Raw genomic sequence first — 21,990 nt, 5'->3', positions numbered from 1 at the left:
AGTGACTGATTCCGCTATCGACTTTCACGGCGCCGGCCTCGGCCTGCGGCGGGCCCTGATGGGTCCGCTCGCGGCCGAGGACCACCTGCCGCTGGATTTTCTCGAAGTGGCGCCGGAGAACTGGATTGGCGTCGGCGGCCGCTACGGGCGCGAGTTCCGCGCGCTCGCCGAACGCTTCCCCATCGTACTGCACGGCCTGTCGCTGGATATCGGCGGCCCCGATGCGCTGGACGTCGACCTGGTGCGTGCGGTCGGTGAACTGATGCGCGAGATTCGCGTACCGCTTTACAGCGAACACCTGACTTACTGCGCGGCGCAGGGTCATCTTTACGACCTGTTACCGCTGCCCTTCACCGAGGAAGCCGTGCGCCATGTGGCGGCGCGTGTACGCCAGGTGCAGGACATCCTCGGGGCTCCCATCGCCCTGGAAAACGCCTCCTATTACGCGCAGCCCCACCGCGCCATGAGCGAGGCGGAGTTTATCGGCGCGGTGATCGCCGAGAGCGGCTGCGACCTGCTGCTCGACGTCAACAATATCTACGTGAACAGTATTAACCACGGCTACGACCCGCAGGCCTTCCTGCGCTCACTGCCGCTGGATCGCGTGCGCTACATTCACATCGCCGGGCACTATGACGAGGCGGAGGATCTCAAGGTCGACACCCACGGTGCGGACGTGATCGACCCCGTGTGGTCCCTGCTGGCCGAGGCTTACAGCCTGGTCGGTCCGCTGCCCACACTGCTGGAACGCGATTTCAACATCCCGCCACTGGCGCAGCTGCTGGGCGAGGTGGCCCAGGTGCGCGCCCTGCAGGCCGAGGCGGTGACCCCGCTGGAGCGCCGCGCATGAGCGCCCTGCAGCAGGCCCAACTGGACATGGCCGCCCACCTGCGCGACCCGCAGGGGCAGCCGGCGCCGGGCGGCGTTGAAGAGCGGCGTCTGCAGATCTACCGCGACCTGATTTTCAACAACATCGACAATTTCCTGCGCAGCGGCTTTCCCGTGCTGCACAGCCTGTATACCACCGAGCAGTGGTTGGAGCTGGTGCGCGCCTTCATCAACGGGCACCGCAGTCATACCCCGTACTTTCCCGAGATCGGCCAGGAATTCCTGGGCTTCCTGATGCACGAGCACACCCTGCGCGAGTGCGACCCGGCGTTCATCCTGGAACTGGCGCACTATGAGTGGGTCGAGCTGGCCCTGGATATCGCACAGGAGGAATTGCCCGCAGCGCAACCGGTCGACGATATCGCCGGGCAGGTGCTGCAACTGTCGCCGCTGGCCTGGGTATTGAATTACAGCTACCCGGTGCACCGGATCGGTCCCGGTTATCGCCCCGACGAGACCGAGCCCACCTTCCTGTGTGTCTACCGCGATCGCCAGGACAAGGTGTGTTTCATTGCCCTCAACGCGGCCACCGCACGGCTGCTCGAACTTCTGCGCGACAACCAGACACGCCCTGCCGATGCTGTGCTCGAGTTTCTGGCGGCAGAACTTGGCTTGGCCCCGCAAAGTGTGAGCGACTTCGGACTGGCGCAATTGCGCGAGTTTTTTGAGCTCGGTGTAGTGCTGCCCGCGGCCGCGGACGCCTCTTGCCCGAGCTAGTCGGGGGGCGTAACATTTGCGCTCCCTGCCACCCTCGACCGGTCATTGCATGACGCTCCCACGCCTGTGCCTCCTGCTGTTGTTGGTGTTGCCGCTGCCCGCGGCCTTCGCCAGCGAGGAGCAGAAGGATATCGACCCCTTCGAACCGTTCAATCGCAAGATGTTCGTGCTCAACGACGGGCTCGACAAGTACCTGCTGCGCCCGGTCGCCAAGGGCTACGACTGGGTGATGCCGGACATCGCCCAGCGCGGTGTGGGCAATATGTTCGCCAACATGTATGACTTCAACGCCGCCATCAACAGCGTGCTGCAGGGGCGCTTTGGCCGGGCGGCGCAGAGCACCGGTCGTTTCCTGGTCAACAGTACACTGGGCCTGGCCGGGCTGGTGGATATCGCCACGCCCATGGGTATCAGCCCCTATCGCACGGATTTCGGACACACCCTGGCCATCTGGGGTTTCGATTCCGGACCCTTTCTCATGGTCCCGGTGTTCGGGCCGCGCACGGTGCGCAGCGGTACCGGCACGATATTTGACACCTATACGTCAATTCCCACCTACGCCAATGACAACACGGTGCGCAACAGCCTGTTCGGCCTGGAACTGGTGGACGGTCGATCACGTCTGCTGACGACCGATGAACTGATCACCGGGGACCGCTATATTTTCCTGCGCGATGCCTACCTGCAAAGCCGGGAGATTTTCGTCAACGACGGTAAGGTCGAAGACAGCTTTTCCGATTTCGGTATCGAGAACGACGACTGGGAAGACTTTTAGCCCCAGCACCGCGAGCGTCGCAAAACTGTGAAATCCTGCCCAAACTCAACCGCGCAACATTGCCTGTCTTCGGCGATGGGCGTACTGTCTGGCCCATTCGGGCCGACTTGTAACCCTAATGAAACCTGCCGGAAACGTTCTGGTTGTTGATCACGACGTCACCCGGGCGCAGTTGCTGGCCGGCCTGGTCGAGGACGTCGGCTTCAACGCCGAGATCAACAGCGACCTGGCGACCGCCGCCCGCACCCTGCAGTCCGGCAGCATCGACGTGGTGCTGTGCGACATGGACATGCAGGGGCTGAACTGGGACGAGGCCCGGCGCGCCTCGCGCGAGGCCTACTCCAAGGTCCCGGTGATCTTCTTCAGCGAAGGCGGCGAGGAAGAACGCATGATGCGCGCGCTGCGCTTCGGCGCCAGCGACTTCTTTGTTCACCCCATCGACGATTCCCGCGCCCTGCAGCGCTCGATCGAGCGCTGCGTCGGCCAGCGCGAGGTGCTGCGCGAACTGGAGCGTTCCCAGCACAACCTGGAGGCGCTCAATACGGAACTGCGCGGCACGGTCAAGATGCTCGAGCAGGACCAGCAGGCGGGGCGCCAGGTGCAACTGCGCATGCTGCCGGCGACGCCGCTGGTACTCGGCGACTACGTGTTCAGCCACACGGTCATTCCCTCCCTCTACCTGAGCGGCGACTTCACCGATTACTTCACGGTAGGTGACCATTTCGTCACGTTCTTCATGGCAGATGTCTCCGGTCACGGCAGTTCCTCGGCCTTCGCCACGGTCCTGCTCAAGAACCTCTTCGCCCGCAAGCGCTCTGACTTCCTGCGCAAGGGCGACGACACTATCCTCAGCCCGGTGGGGATGCTCAAGCGCGCCAACCACGAGATCAAGGAACTCCAGGTGGGCAAGTTCGCCACCATGGTCGTGGGCGTGCTGGATATCAAGAACAATACATTGCGCTACAGCATCGCAGGGCACCTGCCGCAACCGGTGCTGGTGTGCAACGAGGGGGCGCGCTACCTGCGCGGTGAGGGCTCCGCGGTGGGTATCATGGATGATCCCAGCTACGAGGAGCACATGATCGATATGCCCGCGAGCTTCATGCTGGCGCTGTTTTCCGATGGCATACTGGAGATCCTCCCGTCGAAGAACCTGATCGAGAAGGAACGCTATTTCCTGCAGGTTTTCGAGCACTCGGCCAGCGCGCCGGAGGACCTGGTGACCCGACTGGGTCTTGACCACGTGGAAACTGCCCCGGATGATATTGCGGCACTGTTCATCAGCAAGCGAGGCTGACATGCACGAGGGGCGCTTTCTGGCAGCCAGTCACAACGGCGCCTATGTGATTCGCCTCGAGGGGGATGTGCGCCTGTCCCTGTGCACGACCATCGACGACTACTTCCACGCCATGTTCGACGACCCGGAGTTCGCCAGTGTCTGGGTCGACCTGGACGCGGTCGAAGGCCTGGATTCCACCACCCTGGGCCTGCTCGCCAAACTCGCCATTACCGCCCGCGACCGCTTCGGCTTCCAGCCCGCCATCTACTCCCACGACCCCGGCATCAACCGCCTGCTCAAGAGCATGGGCTTCCTGCGCCTGTTCCAGCTCAACGAGATGGCGCGCAGCACACCGCGGGATATTCACGAGATTCCCCGGGTGAAAGGCTCGCAGGACACGGTGCGCGATAAGGTGATCGAAGCCCACCGGGTGCTGATGGACCTCTCCGACGAAAACCGCGCCCGTTTCAGGGATTTGATGACGGTGCTCGAGCAGGGTAACTAGGCCCTGCGCGGCAGGCCTCAACGGCTGCTGATCAACTGCTCCAGCTTGACCTGGTCGGCGACGAAATTGCGAATGCCCTCGGCGAGTTTCTCCGTGGCCATGGCGTCGGCGTTGAGATCGTAGCGAAAGCCGGACTCCGCCGGGCTGTGGCGCCCGATCTCCGAGCTGGCCTGATGCGGCGAGAGCTGGCGCGGCAGTTCCGCGGTATCGGCGGCGAGTTCCTCGAGCAGCGCCGGGCTGATGGTCAGGCGGTCGCAACCCGCCAGTGCCTCGATCTCGCCGGCGTTGCGGAAGCTCGCGCCCATCACCACAGTCTGGTAGCCGTGCTGCTTGTAGTAGTTGTAGATGCGAGTGACCGACTGTACACCGGGGTCGTCCCCGGGCTGCTGGATGACCAGTTCCGTGTTGGCCTTGTACCAGTCGAGGATACGGCCGACGAAGGGTGAAATCAGGTACACGCCGGCGTCCGCGCAGGCGGCGGCCTGACCGAAGCCGAACAGCAGGGTCAGGTTGCAGTTGATGCCCTCGCGCTCCAGTTCCGCGGCGGCGCGGATGCCTTCCCAGGTCGATGCGAGCTTGATCAGGATGCGCTCGCGGCCGATGCCCGACTCCTCGTACATGCCGATCAGCTTGCGCGCCCGCGCCATGCTCGCGGCGCTGTCGAAGGACAGGCGCGCATCCACCTCGGTGGAGATGCGCCCGGGCACGATCTTCAGGATCTCGCGACCCACGTCCACCGCGAAGTGGTCGCAGCAGTTGGCCAGCTGCTCGCTGCTGCTGCCACCCTGGCCGGCGGCCCAGGCCCTGGCCCGGTCCAGCAGTTCGGCGTAATGGGGCAGGGCAGCCGCCTTCAGCAGCAGCGACGGGTTGGTCGTGGCGTCCTGCGGCGCGAAGCGGCGAATGGCTTCGATATCGCCGGTGTCCGCGACCACGTCGGTCATGGCTTTCAATTGTTCGAGCTTGCTGGTCATGGCGGTTTCCGTACAGCGGTAGGGCAGCCCGCGCCTGGCGCGGGGCCGGGGCACGGGTGAATTATCATCGCGGGATTGGCGACGCTTGTCCAATGGGGGACGGGCCTGCGGATAGATTGCCTGCGAAGGAGGGGATTTCTTGTCCGTGCCGGCAGCCGGGTCGGGCCCTTTTTGCATCAAAAAGCCATTGCCCGACACCTAATGTCAAGAATTCTGACAAAGCCTGGGCCATACTGTGGCCCGGCAGCGCGCACCCCATAAGGTCGGCGACGTCCGTGGCTTGCCCGGGCCAACGGCAGCGCCGCTGCAACCCGCGACAATATTTTCTCGATATAAGCATAGGGAGCACGAGACATGGCAGTAGAACTGAGAGATCACGTCACGCTCAAGCAGGAAGCGCTGGATAACGGATGGATTCTGTACTCCAAGGATCCGGCCACTAAGATCGCGACGATCACCTTCAACCGCCCCGACAAGCAGAACGCGATGAACATCGGCATGCGCCAGCTGTACGGCGAGTTCATCCACAAGGCCAACGTCGACGACGACGTGAAAGTCCTGGTGATTCGCGGCGAAGGCAACAACTTCGGTGCCGGTGGCGACCTGCCGGAACAGGCCGAGATGCTCTCCGAGTCCTCCGGTGACGTTTCCCTGCTGCCGGAATTCGGTATCGACGACCCCACTGTGAAATACCCGCCGAAGAACTCCTTCCGCTTTATTCACTCCCTGGTCGACCAGTACGCCAAGGCCCCCGCGGGCAACCGCTCGCTGCAGGAGTTCAAGAAGATCTCCATCCTCGAGACCAAGGGCTACTGCTACGGCTGGCACTTCTACCAGGCCGCGGATGTGGACCTGATCGTCTCCTCCGACGACACCCTGTTCGGCCACCCCTCCTTCCGTTACGTGGGCTGGGCACCGCGCCTGTGGCAATGGGCCGAGACCATGGGTGTGCGCAAGTTCATGGAGATGCTGTTTACCGGCCGTCCGTTCACCGCGGCGGAGATGTACGAAATCGGCTTCGTCAACAGCGTGGTGCCGCGCGACAAGCTCGAAGAGGAAACCATGAAGTACGCCCGCGCCTGTGCCACCTCGCGCCCGGTGGATACCGTGCAGGTGCAGAAGACCTTCCTGGAAGTCTTCAAGCAGCACAAGGGCGAGTACATGGGCAGCCTGGTCAGCGCCTGGGTCGAGGGCATGCTGCCCGCGGTGCGCGAAGACAAGGGCATGGACGACGTGGTACTCGGCGACGAGGTGTTCAAGGAGCGCGGCCTGAACAACGTGGTCAAGGACGTGGACATGCTCTACCCGCCGGAGTGGCGCCTGGCGCACTCCAACCGCAAGAAGCCCTGATCGGGGCTGTTTCACCTGACTGACCCCGGGGGGCGCTCCACCGCCAGCGTCCTCCGGAACCCTCCCGCTTCGCGGTGCGATCCGCTATCAGCAAGCTTCCTGATTCGAGTACACTCAATAGCGACCCAACCTATCGCCAGGACGGTTGTCACGTCTGGCGTGCATCCCGGTATGTGAGGAGTAAACGTGCCTATCGACGTCAAGGAAATTGTATCTCTGGACGCGCATCGGGACGGCGGCTCACTCGGTGTCACATTTCTCGATTCGCAACAGACGAAGCATGAAATGCTTTTCAGGGTCGACCCCGAGAGCGCTGGCAGCGGCGACGGGATCGTCGCCTACAGGTCGCCGCTGGTAAAGTCATTTATCACTGCTACCCGGAAAAACCCTGTCACCTGTTTGGTCGCACCACAATCAGTCGTCAGAAAAACACCGATTTCCTGGGAAGCGGCGGGCGAAATTCTCGAAAGCGTGAAGCGCCTTGCGGTCGAGTTTATGCCCGATGACGAACGGGTGTATCAGGCCATGGAAGTGGTGGTGCGTGATGATCTGCATCATGTCCAGAACGCCTGAACCTATGTCCGTCGGCGGCACTGCGCGGTGCTGCCTTTGCGCGGCTGTTCCCAGTTCCGAGCAATGCGGGCCACCTGAATTGCATGCTCTATACTCAGGTACCTGCCGGTACAAGAGTAACTTCCGTGATCAGACCACAGACATTGGCACTTTCCCTGCTGCTGGCCACCTTTGCGCTGCCGGTTTTCTCCCGGGACCTGGACGCCAGGTTCGACGCGGCGGTCGAGCGGCTGTCGCGTACCTATTTTGCACACCTGCCGGAAGGTGCGACTTACCTGGGGTTGGATGAGGCACAGGCGCCGGGTGCCGCCTCGCGGCTGATGGACCGCTCGCGGGCGGGTCACAAGGTGCGTGTTGCCGCGCTGGAGGCGGCGCTCGCGGAATTGCTCGCGGTCGACGCGTCGTCGCTGGATGCTAGCAGTCAGGTGACACATGCCACACTGGCCCTGCTGGTGGAGGGCATGCTGGCGCCTGCCCGGGCAGTGGATTACGGCAGTTCCGGGGAGAGCGCCCAGTGGTACCTGGTATACCCGATCGCGCAGAACTCCGGGCCGACAGTCGACGTGCCCGATTTCCTCATCTCGCAACATCCGGTCGGCAATGCGCTGCAGGCCGAGCAGTTCCTGGCGCGACTGGGCGCCGTTGAATCTGTGTTGGACGGCGCGCTGGAAAACTTCAGGCATAGCGTGTCGGTCGGGGCCATGCCGCCGGACTTTATCTTCGATCGCTCCATCGCAGTCGTCGAGGCATTCCTCGAACCTGCGGCTGCTGAAAATCCGATTTATCTCGCCTTCCTGGAGAAGCTCGACGCAGCGAAAATTGAGAGTGCTTCCGTGTATGCGGCGCGTGCACTGGAGATTATCGACGCACAGGTCATCCCCGCCTACCGCCGCATCGGCGATTACCTGGTGAGCCAGCGTGATAAAGCCTCGCACGAAGCCGGCCTCTGGCGCCTGCCGAATGGGGAGGCGCTGTACGCGGCGATGATACGCCAGTACATCGACTCGAACGCTGACCCTGAGCACATACACCGCACCGGCCTTGCCGAAGTCGAGCGTATCCTCGGGCTGATGGATGGCATCCTGCGTGCCGAGGGTTATACCGAAGGTACCGTGGGCGTGCGTATGCAGCGGCTCAACCGCGAGCCCCGGTTTATCTACGCCAACAACAACGAGGGCAGGGCAGAGTTACTCGCGGATGTAAATGGGCATATACAGCGCATGTATGCGGAGTTGCCCAGGGGGTTCCGCGCCATACCGCCGTATCCTGTGGAAGTACACCGTATTCCCGAGTTCCGGCAGGCATCGGCGCCCCTCGGTTACTACAGCGTGCCCACACCCGAGGGCTCGCGTCCCGGCATGTTTTTTATCAACCTGCGCGATACTGCGGAGCACCCGCGTTGGACGCTCCCCTCGCTGACCTTTCACGAGACCGTGCCCGGTCATCACCTGGATTCGGCCACGTCTATCAGCCGCGACGTGCCGGCGCTGGTGAAGTTGCTCTATTCAAATACCAGCAGCGAGGGGTGGGCGCTGTACAGCGAGCGACTGGCTGCGGAAATGGGGCTCTATGCCGATGACCCCTTCGGCGACCTCGGTCGCCTGCAGGCAGAACTCCATCGCGCGGTGCGCCTGGTCGTGGATACCGGGATGCACGCAAAACGCTGGAGTCGCGAGCGGGCCATCGAGTACATGGTCAGCACCGAGGGGCTCGATGAGGGCACGGCTGTTGCGGAGATCGAGCGTTTCGTGGTCTGGCCGGGCCAGGCGCTGGGCTACAAATTGGGCCAACTCAATATCCTGGCCTTGCGGGAGGAGGCGAGGGCGGCGCTGGGTGAAGACTTCGATATCCGGGACTTCAATCAGCTTGTGCTCGGCGTTGCCTCGGCGCCGATGCCGTTTATCCAGCGCACGGTGCGGGAGTGGATATTGCGGAGCAAAGCCGGTGGTGGGCGACAGGCAGATGCAGCGTGATAGCACGAAGTGGCTGTCTCCATGTCAGGCTCTCATGCTGCCCGTTCTTGAGATTGACAGGAGTCGTTGAGCGAGCCGCTTGCGCGCTCCCGATTGCAGCATCAGATATCACTGGAATTCACTGAGAGAGGCAGACTCATGTTCGATCACGTTGTATTTGGCGTCAGTGACTATGAGGCGAGCAAGACGTTTTTTATCAAGGCGCTCGAACCTCTCGGCGTCGAGGTTTTATCGGAAGGGCCGCTTGGCGTAGAGCTTTGTCATCCCGACGGAAATTCTTCCTTGTGTATTCGCCGTGTCGAGGAAACCCCGGCGCATTTTCACCTGGCTTTCACCGCGGACAGTCGCGACCAGGTCGAGCGATTCTACCAGGCCGCTATCGCGGCGGGAGCACAGGACAATGGCGCCCCTGGTCTACGCCCGCAATACAACTCAAACTACTATGCCGCGTTCGTCATTGGCCCGGACGGGCACAATATCGAAGCCGTCTGTCACGAACCTGAGGCCTGACCAGCCACCCAGCCCGGCAGGCCAGGGCAGGTTTCTTCCAATAAACCAGAATAAGGAATATCCAGTGCTATACCCAATGTTTGCAATGATTGTACTGACCTTCGGGATCGGGATGTTTGCAGTCAAGGTGAGATTCGCCAGCGTCAAAACCGGGGAGGTAAACGCTAAATACTACAAGCTGATGGATGGGGCTTCCGTGCCGGAACTTGTTACCAAGACGACGCGGTGCTTTAACAATCAGTTCGAGATCCCGGTCCTGTTTTACACTGTTTGCACGCTGTACATCGCCCTGGGGGCTGAAGATCGGGTAGGGCTTGTTTCGGCCTGGCTGTTCGTGTTTTTCCGCTATATCCACGCCTTCGTGCACCTGACCTACAATCACATCCTCCATCGCATGTCAGTCTTCTGGGTGGCGTTTATCTGTGTGATGGTCTTGTGGGTGAACTTGTTGGTACAACAGGTCTAGCGAGCGGGAAGACCGACAGGCTCTTGAACTCGGGCCCTCCAGCTCGGATCCCAGCTGCCAGTGTTGGGGAATGTAGGAAGGTATCGGTGGAAGGCGAAGACCCGGCCTCAATTGCCGGGAACAGCTCCAACCACCTGAGTCTCACGCCAGGCGTTTTCAAGCACGTGGAGTCCCGCATCGCTGCGCCAGGCATTCTCGCTCAGGTGTCGCCGAAACTTCCGCGCGCCCGGCACTCCCTGGAACAAGCCGAGGATATGCCGCGAGATATGGTTCAGCTTCGAACCCTGAGCCAGCTGTTTCTCGACGTACGGGAGCAAGCGCTCGATTACCTGGTCGCGACTATCCACCGGGTTTGCCTCACCAAACAGCCTGGCGTCGACATCCGCCAGCATCCACGGATTCTGGTAGGCCTCGCGGCCGATCATCACGCCATCCACGTGTTGCAGGTGTGCCTGGCACTCGTCGAGCCGCTGGATGCCGCCGTTGATGATGATCTCCAGTTGCGGAAACAACTGCTTCAGTTCGTAAACCCAGGCGTAGTTGAGCGGCGGTATCTCGCGGTTTTCCTTCGGTGAAAGGCCCTGCAACCAGGCTTTGCGGGCGTGCACGATGAATGTCTCGCACCCGCCCTCGGCAACGGTGCCGACAAAATCCACGAAGTGCTGCCAGGAATCCAGGTCGTCGATGCCGATGCGGTGCTTGACGGTGACCGGGATGTCACAGGCCTCGCGCATGGCGCGCACGCAGTCGGCAACCAGTGCCGGCTGTGCCATCAGGCAGGCGCCAAACATGCCTGATTGCACCCGGTCCGATGGGCAGCCGCAGTTGAGGTTGACCTCGTCGTAGCCCCAGTCCCCGGCCCATCGCGCACAGCGCGCCAGCTCCGCGGGATCAGAGCCGCCCAGTTGCAGGGCCACGGGGTGCTCTTCCGGGTTGAAGTTCAGGAAACGCTCGCGCTCGCCGTGGATCAGTGCGCCGGTAGTGACCATTTCCGTGTAGAGCAGGGCACGCCGGGTCAGCAGCCGCCAGAAAAAACGGCAGTGGCGATCGCTCCAGTCCATCATGGGGGCAATTGAAAATGTGCGATCTGGGGTCACGGGTGCGGATATTCCAGCTGGAGGCGGCAAACATCGGGGTCGGTCGGGCGCATGGTAACGCCGGTGGCGGACTTGTGCCAGTTGTCGGGGGCGGGGCCTAACAGAGCCAGATGCTGGAGTGTGAAGGCGCCTGATGAATATAGGTAATTTGTCTGCCGTCCTCTGGAACACCTGTCCACTAATACGACGACGAATGTTGACTCGAAAAATTTCAGGCCGGGTGGCGCGAATTTTTCGTGTCTTATGCTAGGATTTACGGGTTATCCGAGGGGGGATACCTACAAATGAAAACCTTGATAGCAGCTACTGTTGCTTCTGCGCTTCTCCTGGCGAGTTCAGCAACCCTGGCCGGTTCGCCACCGGCGGAGCCCGAAGTGGTGCCGATTCTTACCGATCTCGGCATGCTCGGTATGGCCATGGCTCTCGCCGGCTTTGCCCTGCGTTTCATCACCCGGCGCGCTGGCAAGTCCTGAACTGCCTCGGGGTCCTACCCGGGGTCTGCAAGGTCGTTGCGCGTCACGAAGTGCTCGTCGGTCAGGGACTCTAGGAAAGCCAACAGTGCCGCAAGGTCATCCGGCGGCAGTTCAAACCCGCCGATGAGCTCGCTTTTCAGCGGGCTCTGCCTGCCATCACCGGCGTAGGGGCCTTCTTCGATCATCCTGCCGCCGCGGGCGTAATGCCGCAGCACATCTTCCAGTGTTTCCACACTGCCGTCGTGCATGTAGGGCGCGGTGAGCGCGATGTTGCGCAGTGTGGGCGCCTTGAAGCGCCCCATATCCTCCGGCCGGCCCGTTACCTCCAGTAAACCGCGGTCTTCGGGCGGCAACCCACCCTGCCCATCGATGTTGTACAAGCCGGTATTGTGGAAAGCCACCGAGGTATCGTCCTCCCCCTGGCGGGTACCCGGGGTGAAGCGGAAATTGTGCCCGTCGTGACAGCGGCTGCAGTTGAATCCGGGAGAGAAGAACAACACCCGGCCGCGCTGCGCCTCGGCGGACAGGGCGTCCTCGTCGCCGGCGAGAAAACGGTCGTACGGCGAGTCGTAGGAAAGCAGTGTGCGTTCGAAGCTGGCCAGCGCCAGCAGTACGTTGTCCAGCGTGATGGCGGGGTTGCTAGCGAGGAAGGCATCCGCAAACTGTTTTCTGTAGTCGTCCTCCGCCGCCAGTCTGGCCAGTACTGTCTCCTCCTTGCCCAGAATGCCCATCTCCACCGGATGCTCCAGGGTCAGCGGCATGAGGGCCTGTTGCTCCAGCGTCACCACCGTATCGCTGGCCCAGGTGAGCACGCCGTTGTAGGCGACGTTGGTAAGACTCATGGCGTTGCGCCGAGTCAGCTCGCCTGTGGCCCCGGCAGAATGCGCGCGGCCATCGGTGAACGCCCGGGCCTGCTCGTGGCAGGTCGCGCAGGCGATCGAGCCGTTGACGGAGAGGTCCTCCTCGTAGAACAGGCGGCGCCCGAGTTCAATCTTCTGTGGTGTCAGCGGATTGTCGGGCGGTACCGGCAGGGGCGGGACGTACATCAGTCGGTCGGTGAGAAACGAGTCTGGATCCTCCGGGTTTCCAGGTTCCTCGCCCAGTAGCAGGGAGAGGACGAACAGGGCCACGCCGCCCAACACCAGGGCACCGGTCCAGAATTGCGTGGTTAATCGATTCATTTACAGTTCCCGTACCAGGCGGATGCCGACGCGGTTCAGGCGCATGGCCCCGGCACCGGGCTCCCTGCGGTCCAGGCGCAGGTTGTGCGCGGAACTGAGGAACGCGCCACCGCGAATAACGTGGCGCCGGCAATTGCCGGTTCTCCATTCCCTACCGTCCAGCGGAGGACCGATGAAGAGGGATCGCCAGCTGGCGGCATACGTTGCGTTCCAGCAGTCCAGGGTGAATTCCCAGAGGTTGCCGCTGGTATCATACAGGCCGAAGGCGTTGGGCGAGAATGCACCTACCGGCCCTGCAAAGGGAAAGCCATCGGAACAGGGAGTGGCGTAGGGCAGTCCGGTGCTCTGGTCCGCGCCGTTCACGTACTCGCACAGCTCTTCCTCCTGTTTCGCGCCGAAGGGCAGGCTGCCGGACTCGCCAGCGCGGCTGAAATATTCGAACTCGGCTTCGGAAGGCAGGCGGTAGACAGCCCCGGTCTGCTCGCTCAACCAGCGGGTGTACGCAACGGCATCCTGCCAATTTATACAGGTGACGGGCGAATCATCGCCCTGTTCGTACCCCGGCCCCGTCCAGTGCGCGGTCTCGTTCAGTAGCCACTCTTGCTGCGCTGAGTGGTACCAGCACCCGGCGGCTACGTCGTGACCACTGCGGGTGGCGTACAGGCGAAACTCCGCGACGGTCACTTCGGTGACGCCAACCGCGAAAGGCCGTTCCAGTACAACTGTGCGCGACAGAATTCCGCCGCTTGCGCGTGCGTCGCTATTCCCCAGGTTGCTGGCACTCATGTTAACGCTGCCAGCAGGCACCACGACCAGGCGCGGGCCGGGCGAGCCGTCGCGCAGTTTGTCCTGCCAGGGCTCGCCAGCCGCCAGTTGCTTCGACATTGGACCTGGGTTGCTGAGATAGGCAGCCGGCGACTGTGTGGAGCGCGCGATGAAGACCCCTGTGGCGAGCAAGATGAAGGCCACTGTGGCGAGCATGTAGATTCGGGGGGTTCTCATCGGTGACGAGCTGTCGTCTGCCTCGGCAAAGAAAAATATATCCGGTTCGTGCGGCCAACGGTACCTCGACACGCCACTGGTCATTCTGTCGGCTCCTTTGCCGTACTCTCTGCCGGTCCTTCGGCAGGCTTGTGCCCGTCGCCTTTCGCGTGGTCAGATAGTGCATCTGCAAATACCGGCCGCAGCGCCCGATGCGAAAACTGCTCGAATCTCCCAGCCTGGTGAACCTGCAACTGGTGGCGGACTACCTGGAAAGTGCGGGGGTTCGCGTCAGCATGCTCAACGAATACCAGGGTTCGAGTGCGGTGGTTCCGCACGGCGGACTCAGTGTCTGGGCCGAGTTGTGGGTGCGCGAAGATGTGCAGTACCCGCGCGCGCTCGAGTTGCTGGACGCCTACCGACGCCAGCAGGACTCACCGGCCCTCGAGCAGTGGCGCTGCGTCCACTGCATGGAAGACAATCCGGGCAACTTCGAATTCTGCTGGCACTGCGGGAAGGAGCGAGGCGAATGACACAACAGGCAATCCTGGCGCCAGTGGTCACCTTGGTCGCCTGGTCCATGGTGATGTGGGTATGGATGTACGCCACACGTATACCGGCCATCTCCGCGATGCGCATGCACCTCGACCCGAACGCGCCGCGCGGCGAGCAGATGGCGACGCTGCCGCCGCGGGTGCGCTGGAAGGCGGACAACTACAACCACCTGATGGAACAGCCGACGGTGTTCTACGCGCTGGCACTGTCGCTGGCGCTGCTCGGCGCAGGCGAGGGCACTACGCTGATGGCCGCCTGGGCCTACGTCGTACTGCGTATCGCGCACAGCCTGCTGCAGGCGCTGGTCAATCGTATCGAACTGCGCTTCGCGCTGTTCATGCTGTCCAACGTGGCACTGCTGTGGCTGACTATCGATGCGCTGTACGCGGTATTTGCTACGTCGGCTTGATACGGGTGATCGCCATGATCGCAGCCATTCGCCGGGGAGGGTGATATGCACTACCAGGGAAGCTGCCATTGCGGCGCCGTTGCCTTCGAGGTCGAGGCGCCGGAAGTCATCGAAGCCGTGCGCTGCAACTGCTCGGTCTGCGCCAAGGCCGGCTACCTGCACCTCATTGTGCCGCTCACCCGCTTTCGCCTGCTGCGCGGGGCCGATGCCCTGACCACCTACACGTTCAATACGGGCGTGGCCAAACATACCTTTTGCCGGGTCTGCGGTATCAAGCCTTTTTACACGCCGCGCTCCAACCCGGACGGTATCGACGTCAACGTGAACTGCCTTGATTCGCAGCCGGAAGCGTTGCATATCGAGGACTTCGACGGCCGCAACTGGGAGCGCAATGCGCATACGCTGGCACACAAGAGTCGCGATGACTGAATACGCGCAGCGAAGTGTATGCGTTGGCGGAGTAGCACGCGTTTGAATCCGGGCGACCTGTTTGCCGACCTGCCCGAGTCGTTGTCGGAAGAGGCCTTCGAGGACCTGCTGCGGGCTTCGGGCCTGCGTATCGAACGCATCGTCTCGCAGGGCCACACCTCGCCCGAACAGGGCTGGTACGACCAGGCCGAGAACGAGTGGGTGCTGGTATTGCGCGGCGCTGGTCGCCTGCAGTTCGACGACGGCGAGGAAGTGTATCTCCGCCCGGGGCAATACCTTACTATACCCGCACACCGCCGCCACCGGGTGAGTTGGACCAGCCCGGACGAACTGACTGTCTGGCTGGCGGTGTTCTACCCATGACGGCATACAGCGCAATGTGTGACGGGAGGTGAACATGACTCAAAACGGCAAGGGCAGCGCGCTCATCCTCGGCGCACTGATCTGCATCGGCCTGGTTGGCCTGGGTTACCTGCTGGGTACGCAACTCGGCGACGCCGCCATCGACGTCAAGCAGTTTGAGCGCAGCGTCACGGTCAAGGGCCTGTCCGAGCGCGAGTACGACGCGGACATCGTGATCTGGCCGATCCAGTTCACCGCCGCCAGCAACGACCTCGGCGAGCTGTACAGTGTGATCGAGGACAGCGCCTCGCGTATCCGCGATTTCCTCGTAGAGCGCGGCATCGACCCGGACGAGATCACCCTGGCCGCGCCGGCAATCACCGATAAATCCGCGCAGCAGTATGGCAACAATGCCGCCGCGGAATTTCGCTATGTCGCCACCCAGACGGTGACCGTGTATTCGTCGCAGATCGCCGCGGTGCGCCAGGTGATGGGCTCGCTATCCGCGCTGGGGAAACAGGGTATTGCCTTTACCGGCGGGAACTACCAGGGCCAGACCGAGTACCTGTTTACGCGGCTCAACGAAGTCAAACCCGCGATGATCGAGGAGGCGACCACCAACGCGCGCGCCGTCGCGGAGAAATTCGCCGCCGATTCGGACAGCGTGCTGGGCAAGATCAGGCAGGCCTCCCAGGGGCAGTTCAGCATCAGCGACCGCGACCGCAACAACCCGCACATCAAGAAGGTTCGCGTGGTCTCCACCGTGGAATACTATCTCTCCGACTGACCCGCAGGCCCCGTTCGGCCAGCGCAAACACCGGTCAGGCCCCGCCGTCGTTGACCAGGGGTTGCACGATGACCCGGTCGAAGATCAGTGCGACTTCCTGCGCCGGCTGCGGTGACGGCTGGCGCAACCACCACACCAGGATCTCGATAATCATGCCGATGCTCAGGGCCCGGCGCAGGTCCTGCGGCATCCAGTGGTCGATGTGCGGCCACTGTTCGGCGATATCGCCGGTAATACGCATGAGTTCCTCGCGCATGGCGGCGGAGGCACCGCCGGTGAGCAGGGTGGACCATACTCGCCAGTGGTCCTGGATATACTCGCAGAACACCAGGCTGGCAGCCGCGGAATCAGTGGTGACCAGGGCGGGTAGGGAAAGCGAGACCAACCGCTCGATTTCCGCGGTGGCGACATCATCAAGCAGGTCTTCCTTGCCGCTGTAGTGGCGATAGAACGTCGCGTGGCCGACCCCGGCCTCGGCGGCGATGTGGCGTATGGAAATTTCCTCGAGGCTCTGTGTTTCCAGCAGGCGGAGCAGGGCGGCGCGCAGCGCTTCGCGTGAGCGCAGGGCACGCGCATCCGTCGGTGGGTCGTTGTTGTCCCGGTGCCTGGAGTTGCTGCTCGGTATCATCGTCTGTCTTGTTGCCCCTGGATAAAAGGACAGCTCATCCGCCTGTTCATCACCTTCCCCATTGTATCGCCAAAGTAACTCCAGCGGCTTTGCTTGACAAGCTGTGAGATAAGTTGTCTCATATCTTTTGTGATACGGAATGTCTCATAGATGGTGCGCACCCATGTGCCCACCGCCTGGGGACGGTCACGTGACTTACCGCCAATAATCATAAAAGCACTGGGAGGTGACGGAAGTGGTGAGAGATTGTCCGCATAAAAAACACACTGATTCAGATTTGGTATTTATGTCCGGCGCAGCCCTGCGTGCCTCGCGGCAGCCGGGTGTGGCGCTGCTCTGCGCGGCCGCTGCCGGTGTTTTTCCGTCAGTCGCTGTGGCGCAGCCGGCCCCGAATATGCTCGAGGAAGTGGTGGTGACGGCACGCCGCCGGGAGGAGGCGCTGCAGGACATCCCGATTGCGGTGACCGCACTCAGCGCCGAGTTCCTGCGTGAACAGAACATCACTGAATTGCAGGACCTCGGCACCCACGTGCCGGCCATGCGTATTTCCGACAACGGCATCAGTTCCAACGCCCCCATCGTCACCCTGCGCGGGCAGCGGCCCTCGGAGGTGTTGCTGACGCTGGACCCGGCGGTGCCCATGTACTTCGCTGAGGTGGTACTGACGCCGACCTTCGGTACCAACCTCGCCCTGTACGACCTGGCCAACGTGCAGGTGCTGAAAGGACCCCAGGGTACGCTGTTCGGCCGCAACAGCACCGGGGGCGCACTGCTGTTCACGCCGCGCACGCCGGGCGCGGAGTTCGGCGGCTACCTGCAGGCGCGCATGGGCAACTACGACCTGCTGCACGTGGAGGGGGCCGTGGATATCCCGGTGGGCGACAGCCTGGCCCTGCGCCTGGCCGGGCGCAGCATCGACCGCGATGGTTACCAGAGCAATGTCGCGGACAACCCGCTGGCCTGTGACGATTGCCTGGGCGACGAAGACTCCCGGGCCGTGCGCCTGACCGTGGAATACAGCCCCACTGGTGCGCTGACCAACCTGACCACCATGAGCTACGACGAAAACAACGCTGCGGCGCGCATCAACGTGTTGCAGGCCTGGATCAGCTCGACGACGGACCCGCAGGCAAACTTCATCCCGTTCACTATCAACCTGCTGCACAACGGCGGGCTTTCCGAACTGCTGCCCATGCCAGGGATACCCACCGAGGCCGCGGTGGATGCGGCGGTCGCGCGCCAGCAGCAGCGCGACTGGCAGGACGTGGAAACCGACATCAACCCGCAGGAACGTATCAAGAACTGGTTTTTCGCCAACACCACGGAGTGGGAGTTCAGCGAAAACTTCACCCTCAAGAACATCTTCGGCTATCGCGAACTGGACATGGCCTACAGCCAGGATGCGGACGGCGTCGCGCTGCCGCTGTTCGGCGCGGTGACTTCCACCACCCAGACCTACACCCCGGACCCGCCCCTGCAACAGGTGGAGAGCGAGCAGTACAGCAACGAGTTGCAACTGCTCTCCAGCGCCTTTGATGACCGCCTGGAGTGGATGGTCGGCGCCTACTGGATGCGCATGGAAGGTTCCGACTACCAGCCGTCCATGCTGGTCGGCGCCAACAGCCAGTGGCCCGAGGGCGATGCGCCCATCGCCGCGGTGCAGCCCCTGTACAATATCGCCCACGATGGCTTCCTGTTCCTCAACCCCAACATCGACGTGGTCAACGAGGCCTGGGCGGTGTTCGGGGAGGGCACTTTCCAGTTCAACGATCAGTGGTCGGTGACGGCCGGCGCGCGCCAGAGTTGGGACTACCGCGAGTTGACCACCCGGGCGTTCCGCTACGACCCGGAAGTCACGCGCGAGCTGATCTGCGACGTGCAGGGCGAGGACAACCAGGTGCTGCCCAACGATGCCTGTTCGCGCACCGTCGACGAGGACTACTCCGACCCGACCTGGCGGCTCTCGGTCAGCTACACGCCCAGCCTGGATCATCTGGTCTACGGCAGTATCTCCACCGGCTACCGCGCAGGGGGCTTCAACGGCCGCGGCGCCAACAACTTCAGCCTGCGCCCCTACGACCCGGAAACCGTCACCACCTACGAACTCGGCTTCAAGGGCGACTGGCAACTGGGCGCGCTGGGCAGCCTGCGCACGAATATCGCGGCCTACCTGCAGGAGTACCAGGACATCCAGAAAACCCAGGACTTTACCGCCGATGGCGCCTTTGGCACAGCAGTGGTCAACGCCGCGAAGGCCGAGATCCAGGGCGCCGAACTCGAGTTCACCTGGGCGCCCGGCGAACTGCTGCAGTTGTCGCTGGCCTACGCCTGGGTAGACCCCAGCTACGATGAATGGATTCTGGAAACGGCGGTAGGCACCGACGACAACGGCGACGCCATCATCGAGTACACCGACAACTCCGGCGCGCCCTTCGTCTATATTCCTGAACAGCAGGTCACTGGCGAGCTGCGCCTTATCGCGCCGCTGGACCCGGCGCTGGGCACGCTCTCCTTCGTTGCGTCTTTCTACTGGCAGGATGAGATGATCCCCAATGACGAGGCCGAGCGCTGGCCGGAGTTCGGCTGGTCCGCCGAGGACCTCGCCGAGGTGCAGGCCACCGCGGTGATCGACGACTACGCGCTGTGGAACCTGCGCCTGGACTGGTCGGACCTGCTCGGTAGCGGGCTCGACGTCGGCGCTTACATCAACAACGTCGCCGACGAGGCTTACGTGGTCGGCGGCAAGAGCGTGCCGGAACAACTGGGCTTCGTCGATGTGACCTACGGTACACCGCGCGTGTACGGGATGGTCTTGCGCTATAACTTCTAGGGTCTGCGCGGCCGCGGGGCCGGTCCCGTAGCCGCGGCGACCGTCACAGGCAAACACGTTCCCGGGCCCGGTGCAGCGGGAGCGACCATGGACCCCGGGACGGGTGGCGTCGCCCGGGGCCGACTTAAAACAATAACGCCGTCGGTAACATCAATTTCAGGAGGTAGCAGCGTCATGCAGAGCAAAGGCCAGATGATCATGTTGTGGAGCACTCCGGTGGCGGGGGTGTTGTTCCTGATCTGTTATTTAATGTTCCCCGCCTTCTCGCCGCCGCTGTCGCCGCAGATGACGCCGGAGCAGGTGGCGGCGTTTTTCCAGGAGAACCTGGCGACCATGCGCGGCGTGGTGGTGTTCGGCAACCTGATCGGTTGCCTGCTGGTGCCGCTGTTCGCGGTGATTGTGGTGCAGATGCTGCGGGTGATTAACTCCAGCCAGGTGTTCGCATACTCCTACCTGATCTGCGTCGGCATTGGCATCACCGCATTCATTCTCGCGGATTTCGCCTGGGGCATCGCGCTGTACCGGCCGGACCGCGACCCGCAGTTGATCAGCCTGCTCAACGATATGGCGTGGTTTTTCTTTATCACCCCGGCGGGTGTGCTGGTGGTACAGAACCTCTGCCTGGCCGGGGCTATCTACCTCGACGAACGCCCGCAGCCGGTGTTTCCCCGCTGGGTCGCGCACTTTAACGTGCTCACCGCGCTGCTGTTCGTGCCCGCTGCGTTTTCTATCATGCACAAGACCGGCCCGCTGGCCTGGGACGGGTTCCTGTCGAACTCGCTGCGCCTGGCGGCCTTCACGGTGTATGTCGCGGTGATGTTCTGGGTCATGTTGGGTGTCGTCCGTCAGCAGGTCGCCGACGAGGGGGTGACACTATGAGTGAAGCCATTGCCCTGCAGTCCGCACCGCAGGCCGCGGCGGGTGCGCCCTGGTACAAATCCAGGAAACTCGACCAGTGGTTGTGTTTCTGGAGCGTGCCGGTGTTCTACAACCTGTTCGGGTTGGTGTTCGTGCCGCTGAGCTGGATGATGCCGCCGCGTGCACCGATGAACACCGAGGAGGGCGTTGTCGCCTTCATGCAGTCGCCCAACCTGCTGCTGGCCTCGAGCATCCTGATACTCTGCTACGGTCTCTCCGCCGTGGGCAACGGCGTCTACCTCAGCCAGATGCAGCGCATGACGGTCAGCCCGGTCTTGCGCTACGCGTTTATCATTGGCGCGGTTACCGGCGCCACCGTGGGCTGCCTGTTCCCGATGTTCTGTTTCGGTCTGGGCGCTTTCCGGCCGGGCTACGACCCGGCGATCCTGCAGATGCTCTACGATTTCGGCTACCTGTCGTTCATCGGTTGCCTGGGCTGCTTCTTCCTCAACTGGTCCTGTCTCGGCCTGTCGATCCTGCTCGACGAAAACAACACCCTGCCGCGCTGGCTGGGGTATTACACGATCTGGCAGTCGGTCACCGAGATTTTCGCGATGACCGTGTGGGTGAGCCACTCCGGCCCCTTCGCCTGGAACGGGTTGCTGGCGTTCTACTTCAACATGGTGCTGTACGTGCCATGGCAGATCACGATTTACGTATGCATTTATCGGGCGATCAAGCGGCAGCCCGAAAGCCAGCTGCGCAACGCCCGGCCTGTTGCCGGCGCGGCCTATGCCTGAGGAGGGGGGACGATGATGTCATCCAGTAGCGCTCTCGCACCGGGCCGGGCCGGTAACCCGCGCGCCCGGTACCTGCCCGGCGAGGCGGGTATGTGGTTTTTTATCCTCGGCGACCTGCTGATCTTCGGACTGTATTTCATTGCCTACATGGTCTATCGCGGGCAGGACAGCGCGCTGTTCCTGCACAGCCAGCAGCAGCTCAACCAGTCCATCGGCGTGATCAACACCCTGGTCCTGCTGACCAGTTCCTGGTGCCTGGCCCTGGGGACGGAGGCGGCGCGCGACGGCAAGACGGCCCACGCGCTGCGCCTGTTCGGTGCGACGGTCGCCATCGGCGGCCTGTTCCCCTTCCTCAAGCTGCTGGAGTGGGGGCCCAAGCTCGCCGCCGGCCATACCGCCGGTGAAAACCTGTTCTTCATGTTCTATTACGTGATGACAGGCTTGCACCTGTGCCACGTGTTGCTCGGCCTGGTGATCATCGGTTTCATGATCCGCCACCTGCGCCGCAATCCGTTGCCGGATGTGAAGTTTCTCGAGGCGGGAGCCATCTACTGGCACATGGTGGACCTGCTGTGGCTGGTCCTGTTCGCCCTGTTCTACCTGATGAGATAGC

General features: G+C 62.6%; 25 protein-coding genes. 20 read left to right on the top strand and 5 right to left on the bottom strand.

Going from position 1 to position 21,990, the window contains the following annotated elements; translation table 11 throughout:
- Position 1: 1 nt before the first annotated feature.
- The 5 genes from E4634_RS00255 (at position 2) to E4634_RS00235 (ending at position 4,164) form a co-directional block, all read left to right on the top strand.
- The gene (locus E4634_RS00255; protein ID WP_276606610.1) at positions 2–850 is read left to right on the top strand and encodes an HvfB family MNIO-type RiPP peptide maturase; all 849 of its coding nucleotides are present in this window, start codon (positions 2–4) and stop codon (positions 848–850) included.
- Positions 847–1,605 carry an HvfC family RiPP maturation protein gene (locus E4634_RS00250; protein ID WP_135440599.1) on the top strand — a complete coding sequence of 253 codons (759 nt, stop codon included), beginning with the start codon at positions 847–849 and terminating at the stop codon, positions 1,603–1,605. The genes E4634_RS00255 and E4634_RS00250 overlap by 4 nt, the downstream gene beginning before the upstream one ends.
- 49 nt (positions 1,606–1,654) lie before the next feature.
- A complete protein-coding gene (locus E4634_RS00245; RefSeq protein ID WP_135440598.1) occupies positions 1,655–2,380 on the top strand; it encodes an MlaA family lipoprotein in 726 nt (241 codons plus the stop codon).
- A 118-nt stretch (positions 2,381–2,498) separates the two neighbouring features.
- Complete coding sequence (locus E4634_RS00240) at positions 2,499–3,677, top strand: PP2C family protein-serine/threonine phosphatase (RefSeq protein WP_135440597.1); 1,179 nt, start codon at positions 2,499–2,501, stop codon at positions 3,675–3,677.
- A gap of 1 nt (position 3,678) precedes the next feature.
- Complete coding sequence (locus E4634_RS00235) at positions 3,679–4,164, top strand: STAS domain-containing protein (RefSeq protein ID WP_135440596.1); 486 nt, start codon at positions 3,679–3,681, stop codon at positions 4,162–4,164.
- Positions 4,165–4,181: 17 nt separating this feature from the next.
- Here E4634_RS00235 and tal read toward each other — a convergent pair whose 3' ends face one another.
- Positions 4,182–5,135 carry a transaldolase gene (tal, locus tag E4634_RS00230; RefSeq protein ID WP_135440595.1) on the bottom strand — a complete coding sequence of 318 codons (954 nt, stop codon included), beginning with the start codon at positions 5,133–5,135 and terminating at the stop codon, positions 4,182–4,184.
- A gap of 354 nt (positions 5,136–5,489) precedes the next feature.
- Here tal and E4634_RS00225 point away from each other — a divergent pair, with 354 nt between their 5' ends.
- The 5 genes from E4634_RS00225 to E4634_RS00205 all read left to right on the top strand — a co-directional run bounded on the left by E4634_RS00225 (position 5,490) and on the right by E4634_RS00205 (position 10,007).
- Entirely contained in the window at positions 5,490–6,485 is a 996-nt protein-coding gene (locus tag E4634_RS00225; protein WP_135440594.1) for an enoyl-CoA hydratase/isomerase family protein, read from the top strand.
- A gap of 186 nt (positions 6,486–6,671) precedes the next feature.
- Positions 6,672–7,058 carry a hypothetical protein gene (locus E4634_RS00220; RefSeq protein WP_135440593.1) on the top strand — a complete coding sequence of 129 codons (387 nt, stop codon included), beginning with the start codon at positions 6,672–6,674 and terminating at the stop codon, positions 7,056–7,058.
- Between the two features lie 125 nt (positions 7,059–7,183).
- Positions 7,184–9,031 (top strand): DUF885 domain-containing protein, encoded by a 1,848-nt coding sequence (locus E4634_RS00215; protein WP_167854691.1) that lies wholly within the window; start codon positions 7,184–7,186, stop codon positions 9,029–9,031.
- Between the two features lie 138 nt (positions 9,032–9,169).
- A complete protein-coding gene (locus tag E4634_RS00210) occupies positions 9,170–9,541 on the top strand; it encodes a VOC family protein (RefSeq protein ID WP_135440591.1) in 372 nt (123 codons plus the stop codon).
- Between the two features lie 76 nt (positions 9,542–9,617).
- On the top strand, positions 9,618–10,007 hold the full coding sequence (locus tag E4634_RS00205) for an MAPEG family protein (RefSeq protein ID WP_276606611.1): 390 nt from the start codon (positions 9,618–9,620) through the stop codon (positions 10,005–10,007).
- Positions 10,008–10,114: 107 nt separating this feature from the next.
- On the opposite strand, the gene dusA is transcribed toward E4634_RS00205, so the two are convergent.
- Positions 10,115–11,104 (bottom strand): tRNA dihydrouridine(20/20a) synthase DusA, encoded by a 990-nt coding sequence (gene dusA / locus E4634_RS00200; RefSeq protein WP_276606609.1) that lies wholly within the window; start codon positions 11,102–11,104, stop codon positions 10,115–10,117.
- A 284-nt stretch (positions 11,105–11,388) separates the two neighbouring features.
- Here dusA and E4634_RS00195 point away from each other — a divergent pair, with 284 nt between their 5' ends.
- A complete protein-coding gene (locus tag E4634_RS00195) occupies positions 11,389–11,577 on the top strand; it encodes a hypothetical protein (RefSeq protein WP_135440589.1) in 189 nt (62 codons plus the stop codon).
- Positions 11,578–11,591: 14 nt separating this feature from the next.
- Here the strand turns inward: E4634_RS00195 and E4634_RS00190 are convergent, their stop codons facing one another.
- Positions 11,592–12,758 carry a methanobactin export MATE transporter MbnM gene (locus E4634_RS00190; protein ID WP_135440588.1) on the bottom strand — a complete coding sequence of 389 codons (1,167 nt, stop codon included), beginning with the start codon at positions 12,756–12,758 and terminating at the stop codon, positions 11,592–11,594.
- Positions 12,759–13,844, bottom strand: a complete 1,086-nt coding sequence (locus E4634_RS00185; protein ID WP_135440587.1) for a formylglycine-generating enzyme family protein — start codon at positions 13,842–13,844, stop codon at positions 12,759–12,761.
- Positions 13,845–13,951: 107 nt separating this feature from the next.
- On the opposite strand from E4634_RS00185, the gene E4634_RS00180 reads away from it, so the two are divergent.
- Genes E4634_RS00180 through E4634_RS00160 form a run of 5 tightly spaced genes read left to right on the top strand, consistent with a single transcriptional unit; the run spans position 13,952 to position 16,261 of the window.
- Complete coding sequence (locus E4634_RS00180; RefSeq protein WP_135440586.1) at positions 13,952–14,272, top strand: putative signal transducing protein; 321 nt, start codon at positions 13,952–13,954, stop codon at positions 14,270–14,272.
- Positions 14,269–14,703, top strand: coding sequence for an MAPEG family protein (locus tag E4634_RS00175; protein WP_135440585.1), 435 nt, complete (start codon positions 14,269–14,271; stop codon positions 14,701–14,703). The genes E4634_RS00180 and E4634_RS00175 overlap by 4 nt, the downstream gene beginning before the upstream one ends.
- A gap of 45 nt (positions 14,704–14,748) precedes the next feature.
- Complete coding sequence (locus E4634_RS00170; protein WP_135440584.1) at positions 14,749–15,132, top strand: GFA family protein; 384 nt, start codon at positions 14,749–14,751, stop codon at positions 15,130–15,132.
- Positions 15,133–15,174: 42 nt separating this feature from the next.
- On the top strand, positions 15,175–15,495 hold the full coding sequence (locus E4634_RS00165; RefSeq protein WP_240725031.1) for a cupin domain-containing protein: 321 nt from the start codon (positions 15,175–15,177) through the stop codon (positions 15,493–15,495).
- A 34-nt stretch (positions 15,496–15,529) separates the two neighbouring features.
- Positions 15,530–16,261 carry an SIMPL domain-containing protein gene (locus tag E4634_RS00160; RefSeq protein WP_135440582.1) on the top strand — a complete coding sequence of 244 codons (732 nt, stop codon included), beginning with the start codon at positions 15,530–15,532 and terminating at the stop codon, positions 16,259–16,261.
- A gap of 34 nt (positions 16,262–16,295) precedes the next feature.
- Here E4634_RS00160 and E4634_RS00155 read toward each other — a convergent pair whose 3' ends face one another.
- Positions 16,296–16,889 carry a TetR/AcrR family transcriptional regulator gene (locus E4634_RS00155; RefSeq protein WP_135440581.1) on the bottom strand — a complete coding sequence of 198 codons (594 nt, stop codon included), beginning with the start codon at positions 16,887–16,889 and terminating at the stop codon, positions 16,296–16,298.
- Between the two features lie 412 nt (positions 16,890–17,301).
- On the opposite strand from E4634_RS00155, the gene E4634_RS00150 reads away from it, so the two are divergent.
- The 4 genes from E4634_RS00150 (at position 17,302) to E4634_RS00135 (ending at position 21,989) form a co-directional block, all read left to right on the top strand.
- Complete coding sequence (locus tag E4634_RS00150; RefSeq protein ID WP_167854690.1) at positions 17,302–19,719, top strand: TonB-dependent receptor; 2,418 nt, start codon at positions 17,302–17,304, stop codon at positions 19,717–19,719.
- 174 nt (positions 19,720–19,893) lie between these two features.
- Complete coding sequence (locus tag E4634_RS00145; protein WP_135440579.1) at positions 19,894–20,598, top strand: hypothetical protein; 705 nt, start codon at positions 19,894–19,896, stop codon at positions 20,596–20,598.
- Positions 20,595–21,377: a hypothetical protein gene (locus tag E4634_RS00140; protein WP_135440578.1), complete on the top strand. Its 783-nt coding sequence runs from the start codon at positions 20,595–20,597 to the stop codon at positions 21,375–21,377. Before E4634_RS00145 ends, E4634_RS00140 begins: the two co-directional genes overlap by 4 nt.
- Before the next feature lie 12 nt (positions 21,378–21,389).
- The gene (locus tag E4634_RS00135; RefSeq protein ID WP_135440577.1) at positions 21,390–21,989 is read left to right on the top strand and encodes a cytochrome c oxidase subunit 3 family protein; all 600 of its coding nucleotides are present in this window, start codon (positions 21,390–21,392) and stop codon (positions 21,987–21,989) included.
- Position 21,990: the final 1 nt, after the last annotated feature.

Source organism: Mangrovimicrobium sediminis (genome assembly GCF_004745945.1).
Taxonomy (GTDB): domain Bacteria; phylum Pseudomonadota; class Gammaproteobacteria; order Pseudomonadales; family Halieaceae; genus Mangrovimicrobium; species Mangrovimicrobium sediminis.
This window is presented reverse-complemented; position numbering and strand designations above follow the sequence as displayed.

What these genes read in the sequence shown, in the direction of transcription:
- E4634_RS00250 (WP_135440599.1), top strand. Translation starts at nt 847, where the DNA reads ATGAGCGCCCTGCAGCAGGCCCAACTGGACATGGCCGCCCACCTGCGC.
- E4634_RS00190 (WP_135440588.1), bottom strand. Translation starts at nt 12,758, where the DNA reads ATGAATCGATTAACCACGCAATTCTGGACCGGTGCCCTGGTGTTGGGC.
- E4634_RS00235 (WP_135440596.1), top strand. Translation starts at nt 3,679, where the DNA reads ATGCACGAGGGGCGCTTTCTGGCAGCCAGTCACAACGGCGCCTATGTG.
- E4634_RS00170 (WP_135440584.1), top strand. Translation starts at nt 14,749, where the DNA reads ATGCACTACCAGGGAAGCTGCCATTGCGGCGCCGTTGCCTTCGAGGTC.
- E4634_RS00195 (WP_135440589.1), top strand. Translation starts at nt 11,389, where the DNA reads ATGAAAACCTTGATAGCAGCTACTGTTGCTTCTGCGCTTCTCCTGGCG.
- E4634_RS00180 (WP_135440586.1), top strand. Translation starts at nt 13,952, where the DNA reads ATGCGAAAACTGCTCGAATCTCCCAGCCTGGTGAACCTGCAACTGGTG.
- E4634_RS00205 (WP_276606611.1), top strand. Translation starts at nt 9,618, where the DNA reads ATGTTTGCAATGATTGTACTGACCTTCGGGATCGGGATGTTTGCAGTC.
- E4634_RS00155 (WP_135440581.1), bottom strand. Translation starts at nt 16,889, where the DNA reads ATGATACCGAGCAGCAACTCCAGGCACCGGGACAACAACGACCCACCG.
- E4634_RS00240 (WP_135440597.1), top strand. Translation starts at nt 2,499, where the DNA reads ATGAAACCTGCCGGAAACGTTCTGGTTGTTGATCACGACGTCACCCGG.
- E4634_RS00140 (WP_135440578.1), top strand. Translation starts at nt 20,595, where the DNA reads ATGAGTGAAGCCATTGCCCTGCAGTCCGCACCGCAGGCCGCGGCGGGT.
- E4634_RS00135 (WP_135440577.1), top strand. Translation starts at nt 21,390, where the DNA reads ATGATGTCATCCAGTAGCGCTCTCGCACCGGGCCGGGCCGGTAACCCG.
- E4634_RS00175 (WP_135440585.1), top strand. Translation starts at nt 14,269, where the DNA reads ATGACACAACAGGCAATCCTGGCGCCAGTGGTCACCTTGGTCGCCTGG.
- E4634_RS00160 (WP_135440582.1), top strand. Translation starts at nt 15,530, where the DNA reads ATGACTCAAAACGGCAAGGGCAGCGCGCTCATCCTCGGCGCACTGATC.
- E4634_RS00225 (WP_135440594.1), top strand. Translation starts at nt 5,490, where the DNA reads ATGGCAGTAGAACTGAGAGATCACGTCACGCTCAAGCAGGAAGCGCTG.
- E4634_RS00145 (WP_135440579.1), top strand. Translation starts at nt 19,894, where the DNA reads ATGCAGAGCAAAGGCCAGATGATCATGTTGTGGAGCACTCCGGTGGCG.
- E4634_RS00185 (WP_135440587.1), bottom strand. Translation starts at nt 13,844, where the DNA reads ATGACCAGTGGCGTGTCGAGGTACCGTTGGCCGCACGAACCGGATATA.
- tal (WP_135440595.1), bottom strand. Translation starts at nt 5,135, where the DNA reads ATGACCAGCAAGCTCGAACAATTGAAAGCCATGACCGACGTGGTCGCG.
- E4634_RS00210 (WP_135440591.1), top strand. Translation starts at nt 9,170, where the DNA reads ATGTTCGATCACGTTGTATTTGGCGTCAGTGACTATGAGGCGAGCAAG.
- E4634_RS00245 (WP_135440598.1), top strand. Translation starts at nt 1,655, where the DNA reads ATGACGCTCCCACGCCTGTGCCTCCTGCTGTTGTTGGTGTTGCCGCTG.